This is a genomic window from Geodermatophilus saharensis (assembly GCF_900188205.1).
Classification (GTDB): Bacteria; Actinomycetota; Actinomycetes; order Mycobacteriales; family Geodermatophilaceae; genus Geodermatophilus; species Geodermatophilus saharensis.
Genome location: NZ_FZOH01000010.1, coordinates 1 through 17,013, shown reverse-complemented (window position 1 = coordinate 17,013; position 17,013 = coordinate 1). Strand labels below are relative to the sequence as shown.

The following is a 17,013-nucleotide window of genomic DNA, read 5'->3' as shown; positions in this document are numbered from 1 at the left end:
GGAACGCCTCCGCGCGATCGGGCCTCGCCGCTGCCGGGTGGCTGAGCCGGGAGCCCGCCGCCGCCTGACCTGCCCTCCCCCGCCCCGTGGTGCACCCGATCGCGTGAACCCCACGACCGCGCGCGGTGGCTGCATCCGGACCTGCGGGGACGCCGGAAGGAGGGGTGTCAGCAACCCCCGACCCCGGAGGACCTCGTGACCCGGACCCGCACCCTCGGCCTCGCCACCGTCGCCGGAGCCGGCGCGCTGCTCGCGCTCGGCGTCGCACCCGCCTCGGCGGCGGACACCGCCACCGTCTCCGTGCTGCACGGCGTCCCGGACACCCCGGTCGACGTCTACGCGAACGGCGAGCGGCTGATCGACGACTTCGCGCCGGGCACGCTCGCCGGCCCGCTGGAGCTGCCCGCCGGCTCCTACGACCTGGCGCTGTTCCCCGCCGACGCCGCCGACGGCTCGGGCACGCCGCTGCTGTCGGCCGACGGCGTGGCGGTGCCCGCCGGCGCCAACGCCACCGTGGTCGCCCACCTGACCGCCGAGGGCCAGCCCGCGCTCACCCCGTTCGTCAACGACACCTCCGCGGTGCCCGCCGGCCAGGGCCGGGTCGTCGTGCGGCACGTCGCCGCCGCGCCGGCGGTCGACGTCCGCGCCGGCGGCCAGGTGGTCGCCCCGAACCTGACCAACCCGAACGAGGCCTCCCTCGAGGTGCCGGCCGGCACGGTCAGCGCCGACGTCGTCCTCGCCGGCACCGACACCGTCGCGATCGGCCCGGCCGACCTCGACGTGGCCGAGGGCGCCACCACGATCGTCTACGCGTGGGGCTCGCAGGAGGCCGGCTACGAGCTCGCCGTCCAGACGATCTCGGGCAGCTCCTCCTCGCCGTCCGGCGTCCCCGGCGGCAGCGCCGGGCTGGCCGACGACGGGGGCGTGCCGCTGCCGGTGGTCGGCCTGTCCGCGCTGGGTCTGGCCGGTGCGGCGGTGGCCGCGCGCCGGCTGGCCGGCAGCCGCGCCTGACGGGAGGACCGACGTGCGACCCGCTGCCGCCGGGGTGGTCCTGGGCCTGGCCCTCGCCGTGGGCACGCCCGCGGTGTGGGTGCTGTCCCGCCCCCCGGCGGCGGCGGGCGCCCCGGTCGAGCAGGTGCTCGGCGCGCCCGCGCCGCAGCCCGCCGGACCGCCCGCCGCACCGAGCCCCGCCCCCGCCGTGGCCGTCCGCGACGCCGCGCCGAGCCCCGCCCCCGCCGTCGTGCCGCCGGCGCGGGTCGCCGTCCCGGCCCGCGGGCTCGACGCCCCCGTCGACCCGGTGGGCACCGCTCCCGACGGGCAGATGGCCCTCCCCGACGACGTCGGGCGGGCCGGCTGGTACCGCTTCGGCCCGGCGCCCGGCGCGCCGGGCTCGGCGGTGGTCGCCGGGCACGTCGACGACGCCGAGCAGGGGCTCGGGGCGATGGCGGCGCTGCGCGGTGTCGAGCCCGGCGACGAGGTGGTCGTCACCGACGCCGCCGGCGCCGTCACCCGCTGGCGGGTCGTCTCCCGCGAGCTGCTGGACAAGCAGGCGCTGCCGGTCGACGTCCTGTTCCGCCGCGACGGGCCGCCGCGGCTGACCCTGGTCACCTGTGGCGGACCGTTCCTCCCCGAGGTCGGCGGTTACCGCGACAACGTCGTCGTCGTGGCGGAGCCGGCGCCGTGACGGTCGAAGGACCTCCCTGCCCCCCGCTGCTCGCACGCTCGCAGCGGGACCCTGCAGGGAGGCCATCCCGGGCGGGGCGCCGGTCGCCTAGGGTCGGCCGGGTGGACACCGTGGCGGAGCCGGCGCCGTACGGCGCGGCCGAGCCCGACGACGACGAGGTCGCCCGCCGCTTCGCGGCCGGCGACGAGCAGGCGCTGGCCTGGGCCTACGAGCGGTACGCGGCCCGGGTGCACGGCATGGCGGTGCGCGCCTTCGGTCCCGGCCCCGACGCCGAGGACGTCACGCAGCAGGTCTTCGTCTCCGCCTGGACCGGCCGCGCCGGCTACCGGCCCGAGCAGGGCCCGCTGCCGGCCTGGCTGACCGGCGTCTGCCGCCACAAGATCGCCGACACGTGGGCGCGGCGGGACCGGCAGCGCCGCGCCGCGGAGGCCGCGCTCGCCGAGGCGCAGTCACCCGTCGCCGGTCCCGCCCCGGTCGACGCCACCGTCGCCGACCGCGTCCTCTTGCTCGGCGAGCTGGACCGCCTCGGTCAGCCGCAGCGCGGCATCATCGAGCTGGCGTTCTTCGCCGACCTCACCCACACGCAGATCGCCGAGCGCACCGGCCTGCCGCTGGGGACGGTCAAGAGCCACATCCGGCGCACCCTGGAGCGCCTGCGAGACCGGTTGGAGGTGGACGGTGCCGCACTGCACGCCTGAGGAGCTCGCGCTGGCCGCCCTCCGCGAGCCGCTGCCCGACGACGCCGCCGCGCACTTGGCCGGCTGCGCGTCCTGCACCGGCGAGGTGTCCCGGCTGCGCCGCGCCGTCGACGTGCTGGCCGTGCCCGAGCTGGCCGACCCCGGCCCGCCGGTCGCGCCCCCGCCGGCGCTGTGGGCCGGCATCGCCGCCGCGACCGGCGTCGCGACGGCCCCACGCCCCGGCGTCGTGGCGGCGTCGGCCCCGCCCGCGGACCCGGTGCCCGACGTCCCACCCGCGCCCCTGGTCCCCGCCGCCCGCCCGGAGCCCGGGCCGGTCGCGCCGGTGGTGCCGCTGCGGCCGCGCCGGTCCCGCCTGCTGCTCGCCGCCGCGGCGGCGCTGGTCGTGGGGCTCGGGATCGGGGCGGGTGCGGTGGCGCTGTCCGGCCGGGACGACGACGGCGTCGCTGTGGCCGAGGCGGTGCTCGACCCGCTGGAGGACAGTGGCGCCTCCGGCAGCGCGGCCGTCGTCGAGCGGGAGGACGGCACCCGCGTGCTGCGGGTCGAGCTCGCCGCCGACGCCCCGCCCGAGGGCTACTACGAGGCGTGGCTGCTCACCGAGTCGGTGACCGGGCTGGTGCCGCTGGGTGTCGTCCGCCCGGGCACCGAGGACTTCCAGCTCCCCGCCGGTCTCGACCTGGGTGAGTACCCGGTGGTCGACGTCTCGGTCGAGCCGCTCGACGGCGACCCCGCGCACTCCGGCCTCTCCGTCGCCCGGGGGCAGCTGTCCTAGCGTGGGAGGGGTGACCGCGCTCGACCTCCGCCTGCCGCACGCCGACCTCGCCGGCTCCTGGCGTGCCGCCCGCCCGCGGCCGGCCGGCACGCACCTGGACTCGGCCGCGTGCAGCCGGCAGAGCAACCGGGTGCTCGAGGCGGTCGCGCACCACGCGCGGCACGAGGCCGAGCTCGGCGGCTACGTGGCCGAGGCGACCGCCGGCGACCTGCTGCAGCAGGGGCGCAGCGTCATCGGCGGGCTGGTCGGCATGGCCGCCGCCGACGTCGTCTTCGTCGAGTCGGCGCAGGCCGCGCTCGCGGCGCTGCTGGCGGCCTGGCCGCTGGGGCCCGCCGCCCGGGTGGCCTGCCTGCCCGGCGAGTACGCGCCGAACGCGGCGATGCTGCGCGCGGCCGGCCTGGCGCTCGAGCCGCTGGCCGTCGACGGCGACGGCCGGGCCGACCTGGCGGCGCTGGAGCGGTCGCTGGCCGCCGACCCGCCGCGGTTCGTGCACCTGACCCAGCTGGCCAGCCACCGCGGCGTCGTGCAGCCGGCCGCGGAGGTCGCGGCGCTGTGCCGGGCGCACGGCGTGCCGCTGGTGCTCGACGCGGCGCAGTCGCTGGGCCACGTCGACGTCGACCTCGGCGCCGACGTCGTCTACTCGACCTCCCGCAAGTGGCTGGCCGGGCCGCGCGGGGTCGGTCTGCTCTGCGTGCGCCCGGCGGTGGCCGCGCAGCTGGTGCCGGCGCTGCCCGCGCCGGCCGATCTCCCGCCGCTGCGGGCGCTGGAGAGCGGCGAGGCGCACGTCGCCGGCCGGATCGGGCTGGTGCTGGCGGTCGGGGAGCACCTGGCCGCCGGGCCGCAGCGGGTCCGCGAGCGGCTGGCCGCGCTGGGCCGGGCCGGGCGGCAGGTGCTCGACGGCGCCGGCGGCTGGCGGGTGGTGGAGCCGGTCGACGAGCCGACGGCCACCACCACGCTGCGCCCGCCCGACGGCGTCGACGTCGTCGCCACCCGCGCCCGGCTGCTCACCGAGCACGGCATCGTGACCACCGCGGCCGGCCCCGAGCGGGCGCCCGGGGAGATGACCGGCCCGGTGCTGCGGGTGTCGCCGCACGTCGACGGCACCGTGGAGGAGCTCGAGGCCCTCGCCGCCGCCCTCTGACCGTGCACTTCCGCGGAAGTGCACGGTCAGAGGAGGCTCACACTCGCCCGGGCGGGGGGCTCGCGGACACCGGTCAGACCCCCGCCGCGAGGGGCGCCGGATCCGGCCGGCGGACCCACTCCGCGTCCAGGCCGACGAGCACGTCGACGACCTCGAGCAGCGGCCGGGCGAACAGCGGGGTGTCCCGCAGGTCGTCCCACAGCGACGCGAACGCCGCCAGGTCGTCCGTGGTGAAGATCAGGACGTCGGAGCAGGTGCCGGTGAAGGCCTCGACGTCCACGTGGCGCATGCCGACGCGCCCGGCGTGCCGGGCGAGGACCGGCGCCACGTGCTCGTCGTTGAACTCCTCGCGCTCCGTGCGGGTCATCCGCAACCACGCGGGAGCCAGGGTCACCAGGGCCACGACGGTGAAGGTCCGGGACATGGCGTGTTCTCCTATCGGTCGTTAGGTTAACGCTCGATAAGTTATCGGGGCCGTCCTAGGATCCGTCAAGTGACTTCGACAGGACCCGACGGACAGCGGCGACGGCGAGCGCGGCGGGGCCAGGGCGGAGAGCTGCGGGAGCGCATCGTCGACACCGCTGCGACGCTGCTGGCCGAGTCGGGCGACGAGCAGGCCGTCTCCATCCGCTCGGTCGCCGACGCCGTCGGTGTCACGCCGCCCTCGCTGTACCTGCACTTCCCGGACAAGAGCGCGCTCCTGCGCGCCGTCGTCGAGCGGCTGTTCTCCGACCTCGAGCGGGACGTCGCCCGCAGCCAGGCCGGCAGCGGCGGCCCGGTGGAGCGCGTGCTGGCCCTCGCCCGCGCCTACCTGGCCTTCGGCCTGGGCTCACCCGGCCGGTACAAGGTCCTCTACGAGGGCCGGGTGCTGCCCGCACTCGACCTGCCCGACGGCGGCGTCCCGGGCCGGGCACTGATCGAGGCCGCAGCCGGTGACCTCCAGGAGGCCGTGCAGGGCGGTCAGCACCTCCCCGCCGGGGACGCCCGGGCGACCACGATCCTGCTCTGGCAGCTCCTCCACGGCGCGGTCTCGCTGCGGATCAACAAGCCGGGCTTCCCGTGGCGGGACGCCTGGGCCGACGTCGGGCCCGCCGTCAGGACCCTCGTCGGCGTCCCGGGTCAGGGCTGAGCCACTCCCTCTAGCCGAGCACTTCCGCGGAAGTGCACGCTCAGAAGGGAGCCTGGATGCGCTGCGACACCCGGCGGTGGACGGCGAGCTGCTCGTCGAGCGCCGGGTGCACGGGCACGCCGTCCTCCACCACGAACCGCCCGCCGACGACGGTGTGCCGCGCGGCCACCGGCCCGCAGCGCAGCCACGCCTCCACCGGGTCCGACAGCGCCCCCGCGAAGGCCGGCCCGGTCAGCGGCCAGACGGCGAGGTCGCCGCACGCGCCCACCGACAGCTGCCCGATCTCGCCGGTGCGCCCGAGGCACGCCGCGCCGCCGCGGGTGGCGATCTCCAGTGCGTCGCGGGCGGTGAACGACCCCGCGCCGTGCCGCAGCTTGCCCTGCAGCATCGCCGTGCGGGCCTCCAGCCACAGCGACGCCGCGTCCGCCGACGACGACCCGTCCACGCCCAGCCCGACCGGCGCCCCGGCCGCCCGCAGCTCGGCCACCGGCGCCAGCCCGCTGCCGAGCACCATGTTCGACGACGGGCAGTGCGCCGCCCCGACCCCCGCGGCGCCCAGCCGGGTCACCTCGTCGGCCGAGGGCCACACCACGTGCGCCAGCCACACCCGGTCGGACATCCACCCGACGTCGGCCAGGTACTCGACCGGACGGCGGCCGAAGCGCTCGAGGCAGAACGCGTCCTCGTCGCGGGTCTCGGCGAGGTGGGTGTGCAGCCGGACGTCGAGCCGCTCGGCCAGCTCGGCGGTGCGCGTCATGAGCGACGTCGACACGCTGAACGGCGAGCAGGGCGCCAGCGCCAGCCGGGTGAGCGCGTGCGGCGAGCGGTCGTGGTGGGCCTCCACCAGCCGCTGCGACTCGGCCAGGACCTCGTCGTCGTCCTGCACGACGGAGTCCGGCGGCAGCCCGCCGTCCTTGACCGACAGCGACATCGAGCCGCGGGTGAACTGCGACCGCACCCCCAGGTCCCGCGCCGCCCGCACCTCGGCGCCGATCAGGTCCCCGGCGCCGCGCGGGTGCACGTAGAGGTGGTCGGTGGAGGTGGTGCAGCCGGCCAGCGCCAGCTCGGTGAGCCCGACGTAGGCCGACGTGTACGCGGCCTCCTCGTCCAGCCGCGCCCACAGCGGGTAGAGGGTGACCAGCCAGTCGAACAGCCCGCCGGTCAGCGCCGGGGCGAAGGAGCGGGTGAGGTTCTGGTACAGGTGGTGGTGGGTGTTGACCAGCCCCGGCGTCACCAGGCAGCCGCGCGCGTCCACCGCGCGGACGGCGCCGGGCCGCGGGTCCCCGGGGCCGCCCACCCCGCTCACCACCCCTCCGGTGACGGCGACCCACCCGCCGGCGATCTCGCGCCGGTCGTCGTCGACGGTGGCCAGCAGCTCGGCCGAGTGCACCAGCAGGTCGGCAGTGGTCTCCACGGACGCATCCTGCCCGCCGCGAGGTGCGACCTCCCCGGAACGCGACGGCGTTACCGTGACCGTCCCCACACCGCACGAGGGAGTGCCCATGGAGTTCCTGCAACCCGCGACGTGGGAGGAGGCGCTGGAGGCCAGGGCCGCCTCCCGCGACGCCGTCCCCATCGCCGGGGGCACCGACGTCATGGTCGGCATCAACTTCGGCCGGCTGCGCCCGGCGCTGCTGCTCGACCTCACCCGGGTCCCCGAGCTGCAGCAGTGGGGCACCGACGACGGCGCGGTGCGGCTCGGCGCCGGCGTCCCCTACGCCCGGGTGATCACCGAGCTCGGCGACCGGCTGCCCGGGCTGGCGATGGCCGCGCGCACCATCGGGTCGCCGCAGATCCGCAACCGGGGCACCGTCGGCGGCAACCTGGCCACCGCCTCCCCGGCCGGTGACGCCCACCCCGCGCTGCTGGCCGCCGGCGCCGAGGTCGAGGTGGCCTCGGTCCGCGGCACCCGCCGCATCCCGGTCGCCGACTTCTACCGCGGCGTCAAGCGCTCGGCGCTGGCCGACGACGAGCTGGTCGCCGCCGTCCGGATCCCCCCGCGCACGGGCCCGCAGCAGTACAGCAAGATCGGCACCCGCAACGCGATGGTCATCGCCGTCGCGGCGTTCGGGCTGGCGCTGCACCCCGACCGCCGCGCGGTCGGCACCGGCATCGGGTCGGCCGCGCCGACGCCGCGCCGCGCTCCCGCCGCCGAGGAGTTCCTCGCCGGCGAGCTCGACGGGCTGTGGGAGTCCCGCGCCGAGCTGCCGCCCGCGACCGCCGCCCGCTTCGGCGAGCTGGTGGCCGGGGCCGCCGCCCCCATCGACGACGTGCGCGGCACCGCCCGCTACCGCGTCCACGCGCTCTCGGTCATGGCCCGCCGGACGCTGACCTGGGCCTGGGCCGACTACCGGAAGGGAGACCCGGCGTGCGCCTGACCTGCACCGTCAACGGCGACCGGCACGAGGTGGACGACGTCTGGGAGGGCGAGAGCCTGCTCTACGTGCTGCGCGAGCGGATGGGCCTGCCCGGCTCGAAGAACGCCTGCGAGCAGGGCGAGTGCGGCTCGTGCACCGTCTACCTCGACGGGGTGCCGGTGTGCGCCTGCCTGGTCGCCGCCGGGCAGGCGCAGGGCCGCGAGGTCGGCACCGTGGAGGGGCTGGCCGGACCCGGTGAGCTGCACCCGGTCCAGGAGGCCTTCCTCGAGGCCGGCGCGGTCCAGTGCGGCTTCTGCACACCCGGGCTGCTGGTGGCCACCGACGACCTGGTCCGCCGCTCGCGGGCCGAGGGCAGGAGGCCCGCCGACGCCGAGATCCGCGAGGCGCTGGCCGGCAACCTCTGCCGCTGCACCGGCTACGAGAAGATCCTGGACGCCGTCCGGCTGGCCGCCGACCGCATGGCAGGGGAGGCCCGGTGAGCACCCCCACCCGCACGCCCGCCGGTGCGCCGTCCTCCGTGGGCGGCCCCGGCGGCCGCATCGGTGACGACGCGCAGCGCCCCGACGGCGTCCTCAAGGTCCGCGGCGAGTTCGCCTACGCCAGCGACCTGTGGATGGACGACATGCTGTGGGGCGTCACGCTGCGCAGCCCGCACCCCTACGCCCGGATCCGCTCGGTCGACGTGGGTCCGGCGCTGGCCGTCCCGGGCGTGCACGCCGTCCTCACCTCCGACGACGTCCCCGGCGAGAAGGTCTACGGCCTCGAGCTCGCCGACCAGCCGGTGCTCGCCCTCGACGTCGTCCGCTACCAGGGCGAGCCGGTGGCGCTGGTCGCCGCCGACCACCCCGACACCGCCCGCCGGGCCGCGGCCCGGATCGTCGTCGACTACGACGTCTGGGAGCCGGTCACCGACGCCCGCGCGGCCCTGGGCCACCCCACCTGGAACCAGGTGCACGACGCCCCCGCCGCGGTCACCGAGCTCAGCCGGGAGAGCGCCCACCTGCACCCGCACGGCAACCTGGTGCGCCACCTGAAGGTCCGCAAGGGCGACCCCGAGCCCACCGCGGACGTCGTCGTGGTCGGCGAGTACGAGGTCGGCATGCAGGACCAGGCCTTCCTGGGCCCGGAGTCCGGCCTGGCGGTGCCGGGCGAGGACGGCGGCGTCGACCTGTACGTGGCCACCCAGTGGCTGCACGTCGACCAGCGGCAGATCTGCTCGGCGCTGGCCATGCCGCCCGAGAAGGTGCGGCTGACGCTGGCCGGTGTCGGCGGCGCGTTCGGCGGCCGCGAGGACCTCTCGATGCACGTGCACGCCTGCCTGCTCGCGCTGCACACGGGCAAGCCGGTGAAGATGTCCTACAACCGCGAGGAGTCGTTCTTCGGCCACGTGCACCGGCACCCGGCGACGATGCGCTACGAGCACGGCGCCACCCGCGACGGCGACCTGGTCTACGTCAAGGCCGAGATCTTCCTCGACGGCGGCGCCTACGCCTCCAGCACGCCGGCGGTCGTCGGCAACGCCGGCACGATGGGCCTGGGCCCCTACGTCGTCCCGAACGTGCACGTCGACTGCTACGGCGCCTACACCAACAACCCCCCGTGCGGCGCCATGCGCGGGTTCGGGTCGGTGCAGACCGCCTTCGCCTACGAGGCACAGATGGACGCGCTGGCCGCCGAGCTGGGCATGGACCCGGTGGAGCTGCGCTGCCGCAACGCGATGGAGCTGGGCTCGGAGACGCCCACCGGCCAGGTCGTCGACAGCCCGGCGCCGGTGGCGGAGCTGCTGCGCCGGCTGGTGGCCATGCCGCTGCCGCCGGAGCCGGCGACCGGTGACGACGTCGACCTGCGGCACATGCCCGGCGGGGTCTCCAACACCACGCACGGCGAGGGCGTCCGGCGCGGCGTCGGGTACGCCGTGGCCTACAAGAACGTCGCCTTCTCCGAGGGCTTCGACGACTACTCGACGGCGCGGGTGCGGCTGGAGGTCGTCGGCGGCGAGGCGGTGGCCACCGTGCACACCGCCGCGGCCGAGGTGGGCCAGGGCCTGGTCACCGTCGAGCAGCAGATCGCCCGCACCGAGCTCGGCGTCGACGCCGTCGTGGTGCACCCGAAGGACACCGCCGTCGGGTCGGCGGGCTCGAGCTCGGCGTCGCGGCAGACGTACGTCACCGGCGGGGCGGTCAAGGCGGCGTGCGAGGCGGTCCGCGGGCGGGTGCTGGAGCGGGCGCGGGGCCTGGTCGGCCGGCCTGCCGGCGACCTGCGGCTCGACGGCGGGAAGGTGGTGTCCGACCTCGAGGGGGTCGCGCTGCCGCTGGCCGACGTGCTCGGCGACGACGCGGTCGAGGAGACCGTGGAGTGGCGGCACCGGCCCACCCAGGCGCTCGACCCGGACACCGGCCAGGGCTTCGCGCACGTGCAGTACGCCTTCTCCGCGCACCGGGCGGTGGTCGACGTCGACACCGAGCTCGGGCTGGTCAAGGTGGTGGAGATGGCCTGCACCCAGGACGTCGGCAAGGCGATCAACCCGCAGGCCGTCGTCGGGCAGATCCAGGGCGGCACCGCGCAGGGGCTCGGGCTGGCGGTGATGGAGGAGATCCTGGTGCGCGACGGGCGGGTGCAGAACCCGTCGTTCACCGACTACCTCATCCCCACCGTGCTCGACATGCCGCCGATGCGGATCGAGGTGCTGGAGTACGCCGACCCGCACGCCCCCTACGGCCTGCGGGGCGTGGGCGAGGCGCCCAACATCTCCTCCGGGCCGGCGGTGCTGGCCGCGATCCGGCAGGCGACCGGCCTGCCGCTGCGGCGCGTCCCGGTGCGACCGGAGCACCTCACGGGCACCTGAGCGTGTGCGCCGGCGCCGGGTTCCTGGCGGAGGAGTGCGGCGCCGGCGCACACGCTCACCCGGCCGAGGTCTCCTCCCACCGGCGGTGCAGCGCGGCGCGGCCGGCCTCGGTGGGGCGGCCCCACAGCCGCAGCCGGGCCATGCCGCCGTCGGGGAAGACGTCCATCCGCACCCGGGTGACGCCGGCGTCGCCGGGCAGCAGGAAGCGGTGCCGGGTGTCGGGCTGCAGCGGCGCGCGAGGCAGCAGCTCCACCGCACGCCCGTCGGCGGTGGTGCCGGTCAGCGACGCCGCAGCGGGCGCGTTGCCGAGGAACCAGGAGGTGTCGAGCTCGGCCAGGGTCACCGTGCCCTCGCAGGTCAGCGCCACCTCGACCCAGTCGTTGCCGTCGTCGCGGCGGCGGGCGTTCTCCCAACCCTCGCCCATCGAGCGGGCGTCGCCGCGGCCGATGAGCTGGTGCGGGCTGCCGTAGAAGGCGTTGCTCACCCCGGTGACCCGCCCGCCGTTCTCCAGCGCCGCCAGGTCGCACGGGCCGGCGTCGAGCAGCTGCGGGTCGGGCACCACCTCGCCGTGCACCCGCAGCCGCGCGACGCCGCCGTCAGGGTGGATGGACAGCCGCACGTGCGTCACCCGCGGCCCCGGCTCGACGGCGAAGCGGTTGGCCGTGCCGCCGGCGAGGTCCGACAGCGGCAGCAGCGGCACCCAGTCGGCGCCGGCCAGCGCGGACGCCGGCGGATGGACCCCGACCGCGGCGCCCTCCAGCGAGGCGCGTGGCGGGTAGTTGCCGAGGAAGAACGCGGTGTCGACGACGACGGCGCGCACCACGCCCGGCATGCCGAGCCGCACGACCGCCCAGTCGTGCCCCGGCTCGCGGCGGCGGCGGGTCTCCCAGCCGTCGTACTCCTTGCCGCGCGCGCCGAAGTCGTCGCGGGCCCGCGCCGGCTCGGGGCGGACCAGGTTCTCCTTGCCGGCGAAGAACTCGTCGTTGGCGGCCACCACGGCGCCGCCCTGCGTGCGGACGGCGAGGTCGGGCAGGTCGAACGGGTCGGACATCGGGCTCCTCGTCGCGGGCGGTCGCGGGTCACTCTCGCACGGGCGGGGTAGGGGCACCGCGTCCCGCGAGACCCGAGGAGGACCCGTGTCCGAACCCACCGACGACCTGCGCGAGCGCGCCCGCGAGCACGTCCGGCAGCTGCCCGCCGAGACCGCGCTGGGCAACCCCGACCCCGCGGGCGGCTCCATGGACGACCCGAAGATCCTCGACGAGGCCGCCCGCGAGGAGGGGGAGCAGCAGTAGCGGCAGGACCTCTCCCCACGCCTCGGCCCCCTCCAGGGGCACCGCCCCGAGCGGAGCGAGGGGTGGGGAGGAGGGCCCTCCTACCCTCGGCGCAGCAGCCGGCCGAGGGGGCTGCCGTCGACCTCCCGCCCGCGCAGCCAGGTCCGCCGCACCACGCCGGTGAGCTCCCGGCCCGCGTAGGGGGTCACCGGGTTGCGGTGCTCGAGCCGGCCGACGGTGGAGCGCTCCTCCGGCGCGAAGGCCACCAGGTCGGCGTCCCGGCCGACGGCGATCGCGCCCTTGCCGGGCAACCCGGCCAGCCGCGCCGGCGCCGCCGACATCCAGCCGGCCACCTCCGCCAGCGGCACCCCGCGCGCCCGCGCGCCGGTCCACACCGCCGGCAGCGCCACCTGCAGCCCGGCGATCCCGCCCCACGCCAGCCCGAAGTCGCCGACGTCGAGCCGCTTGAGCTCGGGCGTGCACGGCGAGTGGTCGCTGACGACCAGGTCGACGTCGCCGGCCCGCAACGCGCCCCACAGCGCCTCGCGGTGCGCCGACTCCCGGATCGGCGGGCAGCACTTGAACGCGGTGTCGCCGTCGGGCACGTCCTCGGCGGCGAAGGTCAGGTAGTGCGGGCAGGTCTCCACCGTGATGCGCACACCCCCGGCCCGCGCCGCCCGCAGCAGTGGCAGCGCGTCGCCGTCGGCGAGGTGGACGACGTGGCTGCGCGCGCCGGTGTCCCGCGTCGCCGCCACCAGCCGGCCGATCGCCGTCTCCTCTGCCGCGGGGGGCCGGGAGGCGAGGAACGCCGCGTAGCTGGCGCCGGCCGGCTCCGGCGCGGCGGCGATGACCTGCTCGTCCTCGGCGTGCGCGATCAGCAGCGCGTCGAACGTCGCCAGCTCGGTCAGCGCCGCGCGCAGCCCGGCGTCGTCCAGCGGCGGGAACTCCGGGATGCCGGAGTCGAGCAGGAAGCACTTGAACCCGACGACGCCGGCCTCGTGCATGCCCCGCAGCTCGGCGACGTTGCCGGGCACCGCACCGCCCCAGAACGCGACGTCGACGGCGACCTGCCCGGCCGCCGCCTCCTGCTTCACGCGCAGCGCGTCGAGGGTGGTGGTGGCGGGCACGGAGTTCAGCGGCATGTCCACGACGGTGGTGACGCCCCCGGCGGCCGCGGCGCGCGTGGCGGTGGCGAAGCCCTCCCACTCGGTGCGGCCGGGCTCGTTGACGTGCACGTGGCTGTCGACCAGCCCGGGCAGCAGCACCTCGTCGTCGGCGAGGGTGACCGCGCCGGCCGGGGCGTCGTCGAAGGCGGTGACCGCGGTGACGACGCCGTCTGCGGTGTGCACCGTCGCGGCGCGCTCACCCCCGGGCAGCACCACCCGCCGGGCGCGGACCACGAGGCTCACGCGCGGCCCCGCAGCGGCCGGAAGAACTCCCGGACGTCGGCGACCAGGGCGTCGGGCCGCTCCAGCGCCGCGAAGTGCCCGCCGCGGTCGTGCTCGCGCCAGGCCCGCAGGTCGGTCAGCTGCCGCTGCACCCACTCGCGCGGCGGCTGGAAGATCTCGTGGGCGAACAGCGAGACGCCGGTGGGCACGTCCACCCGCGGTGCCCGCTCCCCCGGCGCCCGGGCCATCTCCCAGTACATCCGCGCCGACGACGTCGCCGTCGCGGTGAACCAGTACACCGAGACGTCGTCGAGCAGCCGGTCCAGCCCGATGGTCGCCACCGGGTCGCCGTCGGTCCAGGCGGCGAACTTCTCGAGGATCCACGCGGCCTGCCCGGCGGGGGAGTCGGTGAGGCCGTAGCCGAGGGTCTGCGGGCGGGTGCGCTGCTGCTGGCTGTAGGCCGCCGCCTCGGCCCGGAAGGCGCGCTCGCGCTCCAGCGCCCGCTGCTCGCGCTCGCTGAACTCCGTCTGCCCCTCCGGCGGGCCGGTCACCACCATGTTGAGGTGCACCCCGACCACCCGGTCGGGATGGCGGGCGCCGAGGTTCGCCGAGACGAACGAGCCGATGTCCCCGCCCTGCGCCCCGAAGCGCTCGTAGCCGAGCCGGCGCATCACCTCGGCCCACGCGTCGGCGGTCCGCGCCGGCCCCCAGCCGGGGGCGTCCGGCCTGCCGCTCCAGCCGAAGCCCGGCAGCGACGGCACGACGAGCGAGAAGGCGTCCTGCGGGTCCTCGGGCTCGGTGAGCGGTCCGACGACGTCGAGGAACTCCACGACCGACCCGGGCCAGCCGTGGGTGAGGACCAGGGGCAGCGCGCCCGGGTGCGGTGAGGGGACGTGCAGCAGGTGCACCGGCAACCCGTCGACCACGGTGCGCACCTGCGGGTGGGCGTTGAGCAGGGCCTGCCGGGCCGGCCAGTCGTGCTCCCCGGCCCAGTACCGGCAGACCTCGCGCAGCCACTCCAGCGGGACGCCCTGCGACCAGTCGCCGACCGTCTCCTGCTCCGGCCAGCGGGTGGCCCGCAGCCGGCGCCGCAGGTCGTCGACCTCCCCGGCCGGCACGTCGACGGCGAAGGGCTCGACGGCGTCGTCCACGAGGGGACCGTATCGGCGCTTGACGGCCGCGGACAGCCACCTCTACGGTTCATTACATGAGTAATGAACCCGAGGACCAGGGCGGTCCGGGGTGAACGAGGACGCCGGCCCGATCTTCCGGCAGGTCGCCGCGCAGATCGAGAGCGCGATCGTCGACGGCTCCCTCCCCGAGGAGAGCCAGGCGCCCTCGTCCAACGAGCTCAGCGCCTTCCACCGCATCAACCCCGCGACCGCGGCCAAGGGACTCAACCAGCTGGTCGCCGACGGGGTCCTCTACAAGAGACGAGGAGTCGGGATGTTCGTCGCCACGGGCGCCCGCGAGCAGCTGCTCAAGCGCCGCCGCAGCGAGTTCGCCGACCAGTACGTCCGCCCCCTCATGGCCGAGGCGCACAAGCTCGGCATCTCCACCCGGGAGCTGAGCAGCATGATCGACCGCTGGGAGCACGAGCGGTGAGCGCCGTCGCCACCCTCACCGACGTCACCATGCGCTACCGGGACCACACGGCCCTCGACGGCGTCACGGCGGCCTTCGCCACCGACGGCATCACCGGCCTGCTCGGCCGCAACGGCGCCGGCAAGACGACGCTCATGCAGCTGCTCACCGGCCACCGGGTCCCCACCCGCGGGCGCGTGGCGGTCCTCGGCGCCGACCCGTACGAGAACGACGCCGTCCTGCAGCAGGTCTGCTTCGTGAAGGAGAGCCAGCGCTACCCCGACCACTTCCGGGTCCGCGACGCCCTCTCGGCCGCGGCCACCCTGTTCCCGGGGTGGGACGACGACCTGGCCCGCTCGCTCGTCGCCGACTTCGACCTGCCCGCCCGGCGCCCGGTCAACAAGCTCTCCCGCGGCATGGTCTCGGCGGTGGGCATCACCATCGGCCTGGCCTCCCGCGCGCCGGTGACGCTGTTCGACGAGCCGTACCTGGGCCTCGACGCGGTGGCCCGGCAGCTGTTCTACGACCGGCTGATCGCCGACTACGCCGAGGTCCCGCGCACGGTCATCCTCTCCACCCACCTCATCGAGGAGATCAGCGGCCTGCTCGAGCACGTCCTGCTCCTCGACGCCGGCCGGGTGCTGCTCGACGCCGACGCCGAGGACCTGCGCGCCGCGGCGCTCACGGTCACCGGTCCCGCTGACCGGGTCGCCGCCTTCGGCCGGCGGCACTCGGTGCTGACCTCCGACACCCTCGGCGGCGCCGGCCGCGCGGTCGTCCGCCTCTCCGGGCCCGTGGACGCCGCCGACCTGCTCGCCTGGGGACTCACGGCCGAACCCACGCCCCTGCAGCAGCTCGTCGTCGCTCTGAGCAGGCGCCCGGCGGGAGTGCCGGCGCAGGCCGGGGAGCGCGGCCGCACCGCCTTCGAGGAGGTCACCCCGTGAACCGCGTCCTGGCCGCCGCCCGGCTGCACCTGATGAACCCGGTGCTGACCGTCGGGATCCCCTGGGGCATCGCCCTGCTCAGCTTCTGCGTCAACCTGGCGCTGTGGGCGACCGTCGGCGTCGGGGAGGAGTCCCCCGGTGCCACGACCGGGGGTGTCGCCTCGCTGTACATCACCGTCCTGGTGGTCTTCGTCCAGTCGGTCACCCAGATCATGCCGTTCGCGATGGGGATGAGCCTGAGCCGGCGCACGTTCTACCTGGGCACTGCCCTGGCCGCCGTCGGGGTGGCCCTGGCCTACGGGGCCGTCCTCGCCGTCCTCGCGGCCGTCGAGGGCGCGACCGGCGGGTGGGGGGTCGGGCTGTCCTTCTGGGCGCCCGGGCGTCTCGACGTCGACAACGCCGCGCTGCAGGTCCTCGTCTCCGGCGCCCCGTTGCTGGCCGCTGCCTTCCTGGGGGTCGCCATCGGCGTGGTCGTGAAGCGGTGGGGCCCGACCGGACTGTGGTCCCTGGTCGTCGGCGCCATCCTGTTCTTCGGCGGCCTGGCGATCCTGGTGTCCTGGCAGCGGGCGTGGGGCGACGTCGGCTCCTGGCTCGTCGCGCAGTCGGTGGTCACGCTGGCAGTGGCCATCCCGCTGGTGGTGGTCCTCGTCACGGCCGCCCTGGCGTTCGCCGGCCTCCGCCGAGTCGTCCCCTGACGCCCGACCGGCACGAGCGGCCCCGTTCCCGTCCTGACGGGAGCGGGGCCGTTCCGTGTACCCGCCACGGTCGCGGCCGGTCACGACGGAGTCCCGTCGCCGGTGACTGGTCGCGGGAGAACGCTCGCGGGGAATACGCTCGAAGGGCCGGAAATGCGCGAGGACGGGGGCCGGAGCCATCGGCTCCGACTCCCGTCCTCGTGAATGGTTGTCCGGCGGTGTCCTACTCTCCCACCCCGTCTCCAGGGCAGTACCATCGGCGCTGAGAGGCTTAGCTTCCGGGTTCGGAATGGGACCGGGCGTTTCCCTCTCGCCATGACCGCCGTAACACTGTGAACAAACCAACCGCTGGCCCCTCGGGCGGGTTGGTGCGTTCAGAACCGCACAGTGGACGCATGTGTGTGAGTCACCCCTGACGCAGAACTCGACTGCGCGCAGGTAGGGGTGTGGTCAAGCCCTCGGCCTGTTAGTACCGGTCAGCTCC

At 76.2% G+C, this 17,013-nt stretch carries 18 protein-coding genes and 1 rRNA gene; 13 read left to right on the top strand and 6 right to left on the bottom strand.

Going from position 1 to position 17,013, the window contains the following annotated elements:
- Positions 1-195: 195 nt before the first annotated feature.
- The 5 genes from CHC04_RS20245 (at position 196) to egtE (ending at position 4,292) form a co-directional block, all read left to right on the top strand.
- Positions 196-1,011, top strand: a complete 816-nt coding sequence (locus CHC04_RS20245; protein ID WP_089405770.1) for a DUF4397 domain-containing protein — start codon at positions 196-198, stop codon at positions 1,009-1,011.
- Between the two features lie 13 nt (positions 1,012-1,024).
- Positions 1,025-1,684, top strand: a complete 660-nt coding sequence (locus CHC04_RS20240; protein WP_089405922.1) for a class F sortase — start codon at positions 1,025-1,027, stop codon at positions 1,682-1,684.
- Positions 1,685-1,785: 101 nt separating this feature from the next.
- Entirely contained in the window at positions 1,786-2,382 is a 597-nt protein-coding gene (locus CHC04_RS20235) for an RNA polymerase sigma factor (protein ID WP_089405769.1), read from the top strand.
- On the top strand, positions 2,363-3,151 hold the full coding sequence (locus CHC04_RS20230; protein WP_089405768.1) for an anti-sigma factor: 789 nt from the start codon (positions 2,363-2,365) through the stop codon (positions 3,149-3,151). The genes CHC04_RS20235 and CHC04_RS20230 overlap by 20 nt, the downstream gene beginning before the upstream one ends.
- Before the next feature lie 10 nt (positions 3,152-3,161).
- On the top strand, positions 3,162-4,292 hold the full coding sequence (egtE, locus tag CHC04_RS20225) for an ergothioneine biosynthesis PLP-dependent enzyme EgtE (protein ID WP_217897473.1): 1,131 nt from the start codon (positions 3,162-3,164) through the stop codon (positions 4,290-4,292).
- 73 nt (positions 4,293-4,365) lie between these two features.
- Here egtE and CHC04_RS20220 read toward each other — a convergent pair whose 3' ends face one another.
- Positions 4,366-4,716 carry a darcynin family protein gene (locus tag CHC04_RS20220; protein ID WP_089405767.1) on the bottom strand — a complete coding sequence of 117 codons (351 nt, stop codon included), beginning with the start codon at positions 4,714-4,716 and terminating at the stop codon, positions 4,366-4,368.
- A 69-nt stretch (positions 4,717-4,785) separates the two neighbouring features.
- On the opposite strand from CHC04_RS20220, the gene CHC04_RS20215 reads away from it, so the two are divergent.
- Positions 4,786-5,421: a TetR/AcrR family transcriptional regulator gene (locus CHC04_RS20215; protein ID WP_089405766.1), complete on the top strand. Its 636-nt coding sequence runs from the start codon at positions 4,786-4,788 to the stop codon at positions 5,419-5,421.
- Positions 5,422-5,461: 40 nt separating this feature from the next.
- Here CHC04_RS20215 and CHC04_RS20210 read toward each other — a convergent pair whose 3' ends face one another.
- Positions 5,462-6,835, bottom strand: a complete 1,374-nt coding sequence (locus CHC04_RS20210; protein WP_217897472.1) for an 8-oxoguanine deaminase — start codon at positions 6,833-6,835, stop codon at positions 5,462-5,464.
- A gap of 88 nt (positions 6,836-6,923) precedes the next feature.
- On the opposite strand from CHC04_RS20210, the gene CHC04_RS20205 reads away from it, so the two are divergent.
- From CHC04_RS20205 to pucD, 3 genes are read left to right on the top strand one after another with little or no spacing between them, the layout of a single operon-like run.
- A complete protein-coding gene (locus CHC04_RS20205; protein ID WP_089405764.1) occupies positions 6,924-7,799 on the top strand; it encodes an FAD binding domain-containing protein in 876 nt (291 codons plus the stop codon).
- Positions 7,790-8,278: a (2Fe-2S)-binding protein gene (locus tag CHC04_RS20200; RefSeq protein WP_089405763.1), complete on the top strand. Its 489-nt coding sequence runs from the start codon at positions 7,790-7,792 to the stop codon at positions 8,276-8,278. The genes CHC04_RS20205 and CHC04_RS20200 overlap by 10 nt, the downstream gene beginning before the upstream one ends.
- Positions 8,275-10,644, top strand: coding sequence for a xanthine dehydrogenase subunit D (pucD, locus tag CHC04_RS20195; protein WP_089405762.1), 2,370 nt, complete (start codon positions 8,275-8,277; stop codon positions 10,642-10,644). Before CHC04_RS20200 ends, pucD begins: the two co-directional genes overlap by 4 nt.
- Before the next feature lie 55 nt (positions 10,645-10,699).
- Here the strand turns inward: pucD and alc are convergent, their stop codons facing one another.
- Entirely contained in the window at positions 10,700-11,695 is a 996-nt protein-coding gene (gene alc, locus CHC04_RS20190) for an allantoicase (protein ID WP_089405761.1), read from the bottom strand.
- A gap of 85 nt (positions 11,696-11,780) precedes the next feature.
- On the opposite strand from alc, the gene CHC04_RS24635 reads away from it, so the two are divergent.
- On the top strand, positions 11,781-11,939 hold the full coding sequence (locus CHC04_RS24635) for a hypothetical protein (protein ID WP_217897471.1): 159 nt from the start codon (positions 11,781-11,783) through the stop codon (positions 11,937-11,939).
- Positions 11,940-12,019: 80 nt separating this feature from the next.
- Here the strand turns inward: CHC04_RS24635 and allB are convergent, their stop codons facing one another.
- Together allB and CHC04_RS20180 are read right to left on the bottom strand one after the other, a co-directional pair.
- Positions 12,020-13,327 (bottom strand): allantoinase AllB, encoded by a 1,308-nt coding sequence (gene allB, locus CHC04_RS20185; protein WP_089405760.1) that lies wholly within the window; start codon positions 13,325-13,327, stop codon positions 12,020-12,022.
- The gene (locus CHC04_RS20180; RefSeq protein WP_089405759.1) at positions 13,324-14,457 is read right to left on the bottom strand and encodes an epoxide hydrolase family protein; all 1,134 of its coding nucleotides are present in this window, start codon (positions 14,455-14,457) and stop codon (positions 13,324-13,326) included. The genes allB and CHC04_RS20180 overlap by 4 nt, the downstream gene beginning before the upstream one ends.
- 91 nt (positions 14,458-14,548) lie before the next feature.
- Between CHC04_RS20180 and CHC04_RS20175 the strand changes: the two genes are divergently transcribed.
- Genes CHC04_RS20175 through CHC04_RS20165 form a run of 3 tightly spaced genes read left to right on the top strand, consistent with a single transcriptional unit; the run spans position 14,549 to position 16,529 of the window.
- The gene (locus CHC04_RS20175) at positions 14,549-14,911 is read left to right on the top strand and encodes a GntR family transcriptional regulator (RefSeq protein WP_089405758.1); all 363 of its coding nucleotides are present in this window, start codon (positions 14,549-14,551) and stop codon (positions 14,909-14,911) included.
- Positions 14,908-15,834: an ABC transporter ATP-binding protein gene (locus tag CHC04_RS20170; protein ID WP_245817541.1), complete on the top strand. Its 927-nt coding sequence runs from the start codon at positions 14,908-14,910 to the stop codon at positions 15,832-15,834. The genes CHC04_RS20175 and CHC04_RS20170 overlap by 4 nt, the downstream gene beginning before the upstream one ends.
- Positions 15,831-16,529, top strand: a complete 699-nt coding sequence (locus CHC04_RS20165; protein WP_089405757.1) for a hypothetical protein — start codon at positions 15,831-15,833, stop codon at positions 16,527-16,529. Before CHC04_RS20170 ends, CHC04_RS20165 begins: the two co-directional genes overlap by 4 nt.
- A gap of 210 nt (positions 16,530-16,739) precedes the next feature.
- Here the strand turns inward: CHC04_RS20165 and rrf are convergent.
- Positions 16,740-16,856 (bottom strand): 5S ribosomal RNA (rrf, locus tag CHC04_RS20160).
- Between the last annotated feature and the right edge of the window lie 157 nt (positions 16,857-17,013).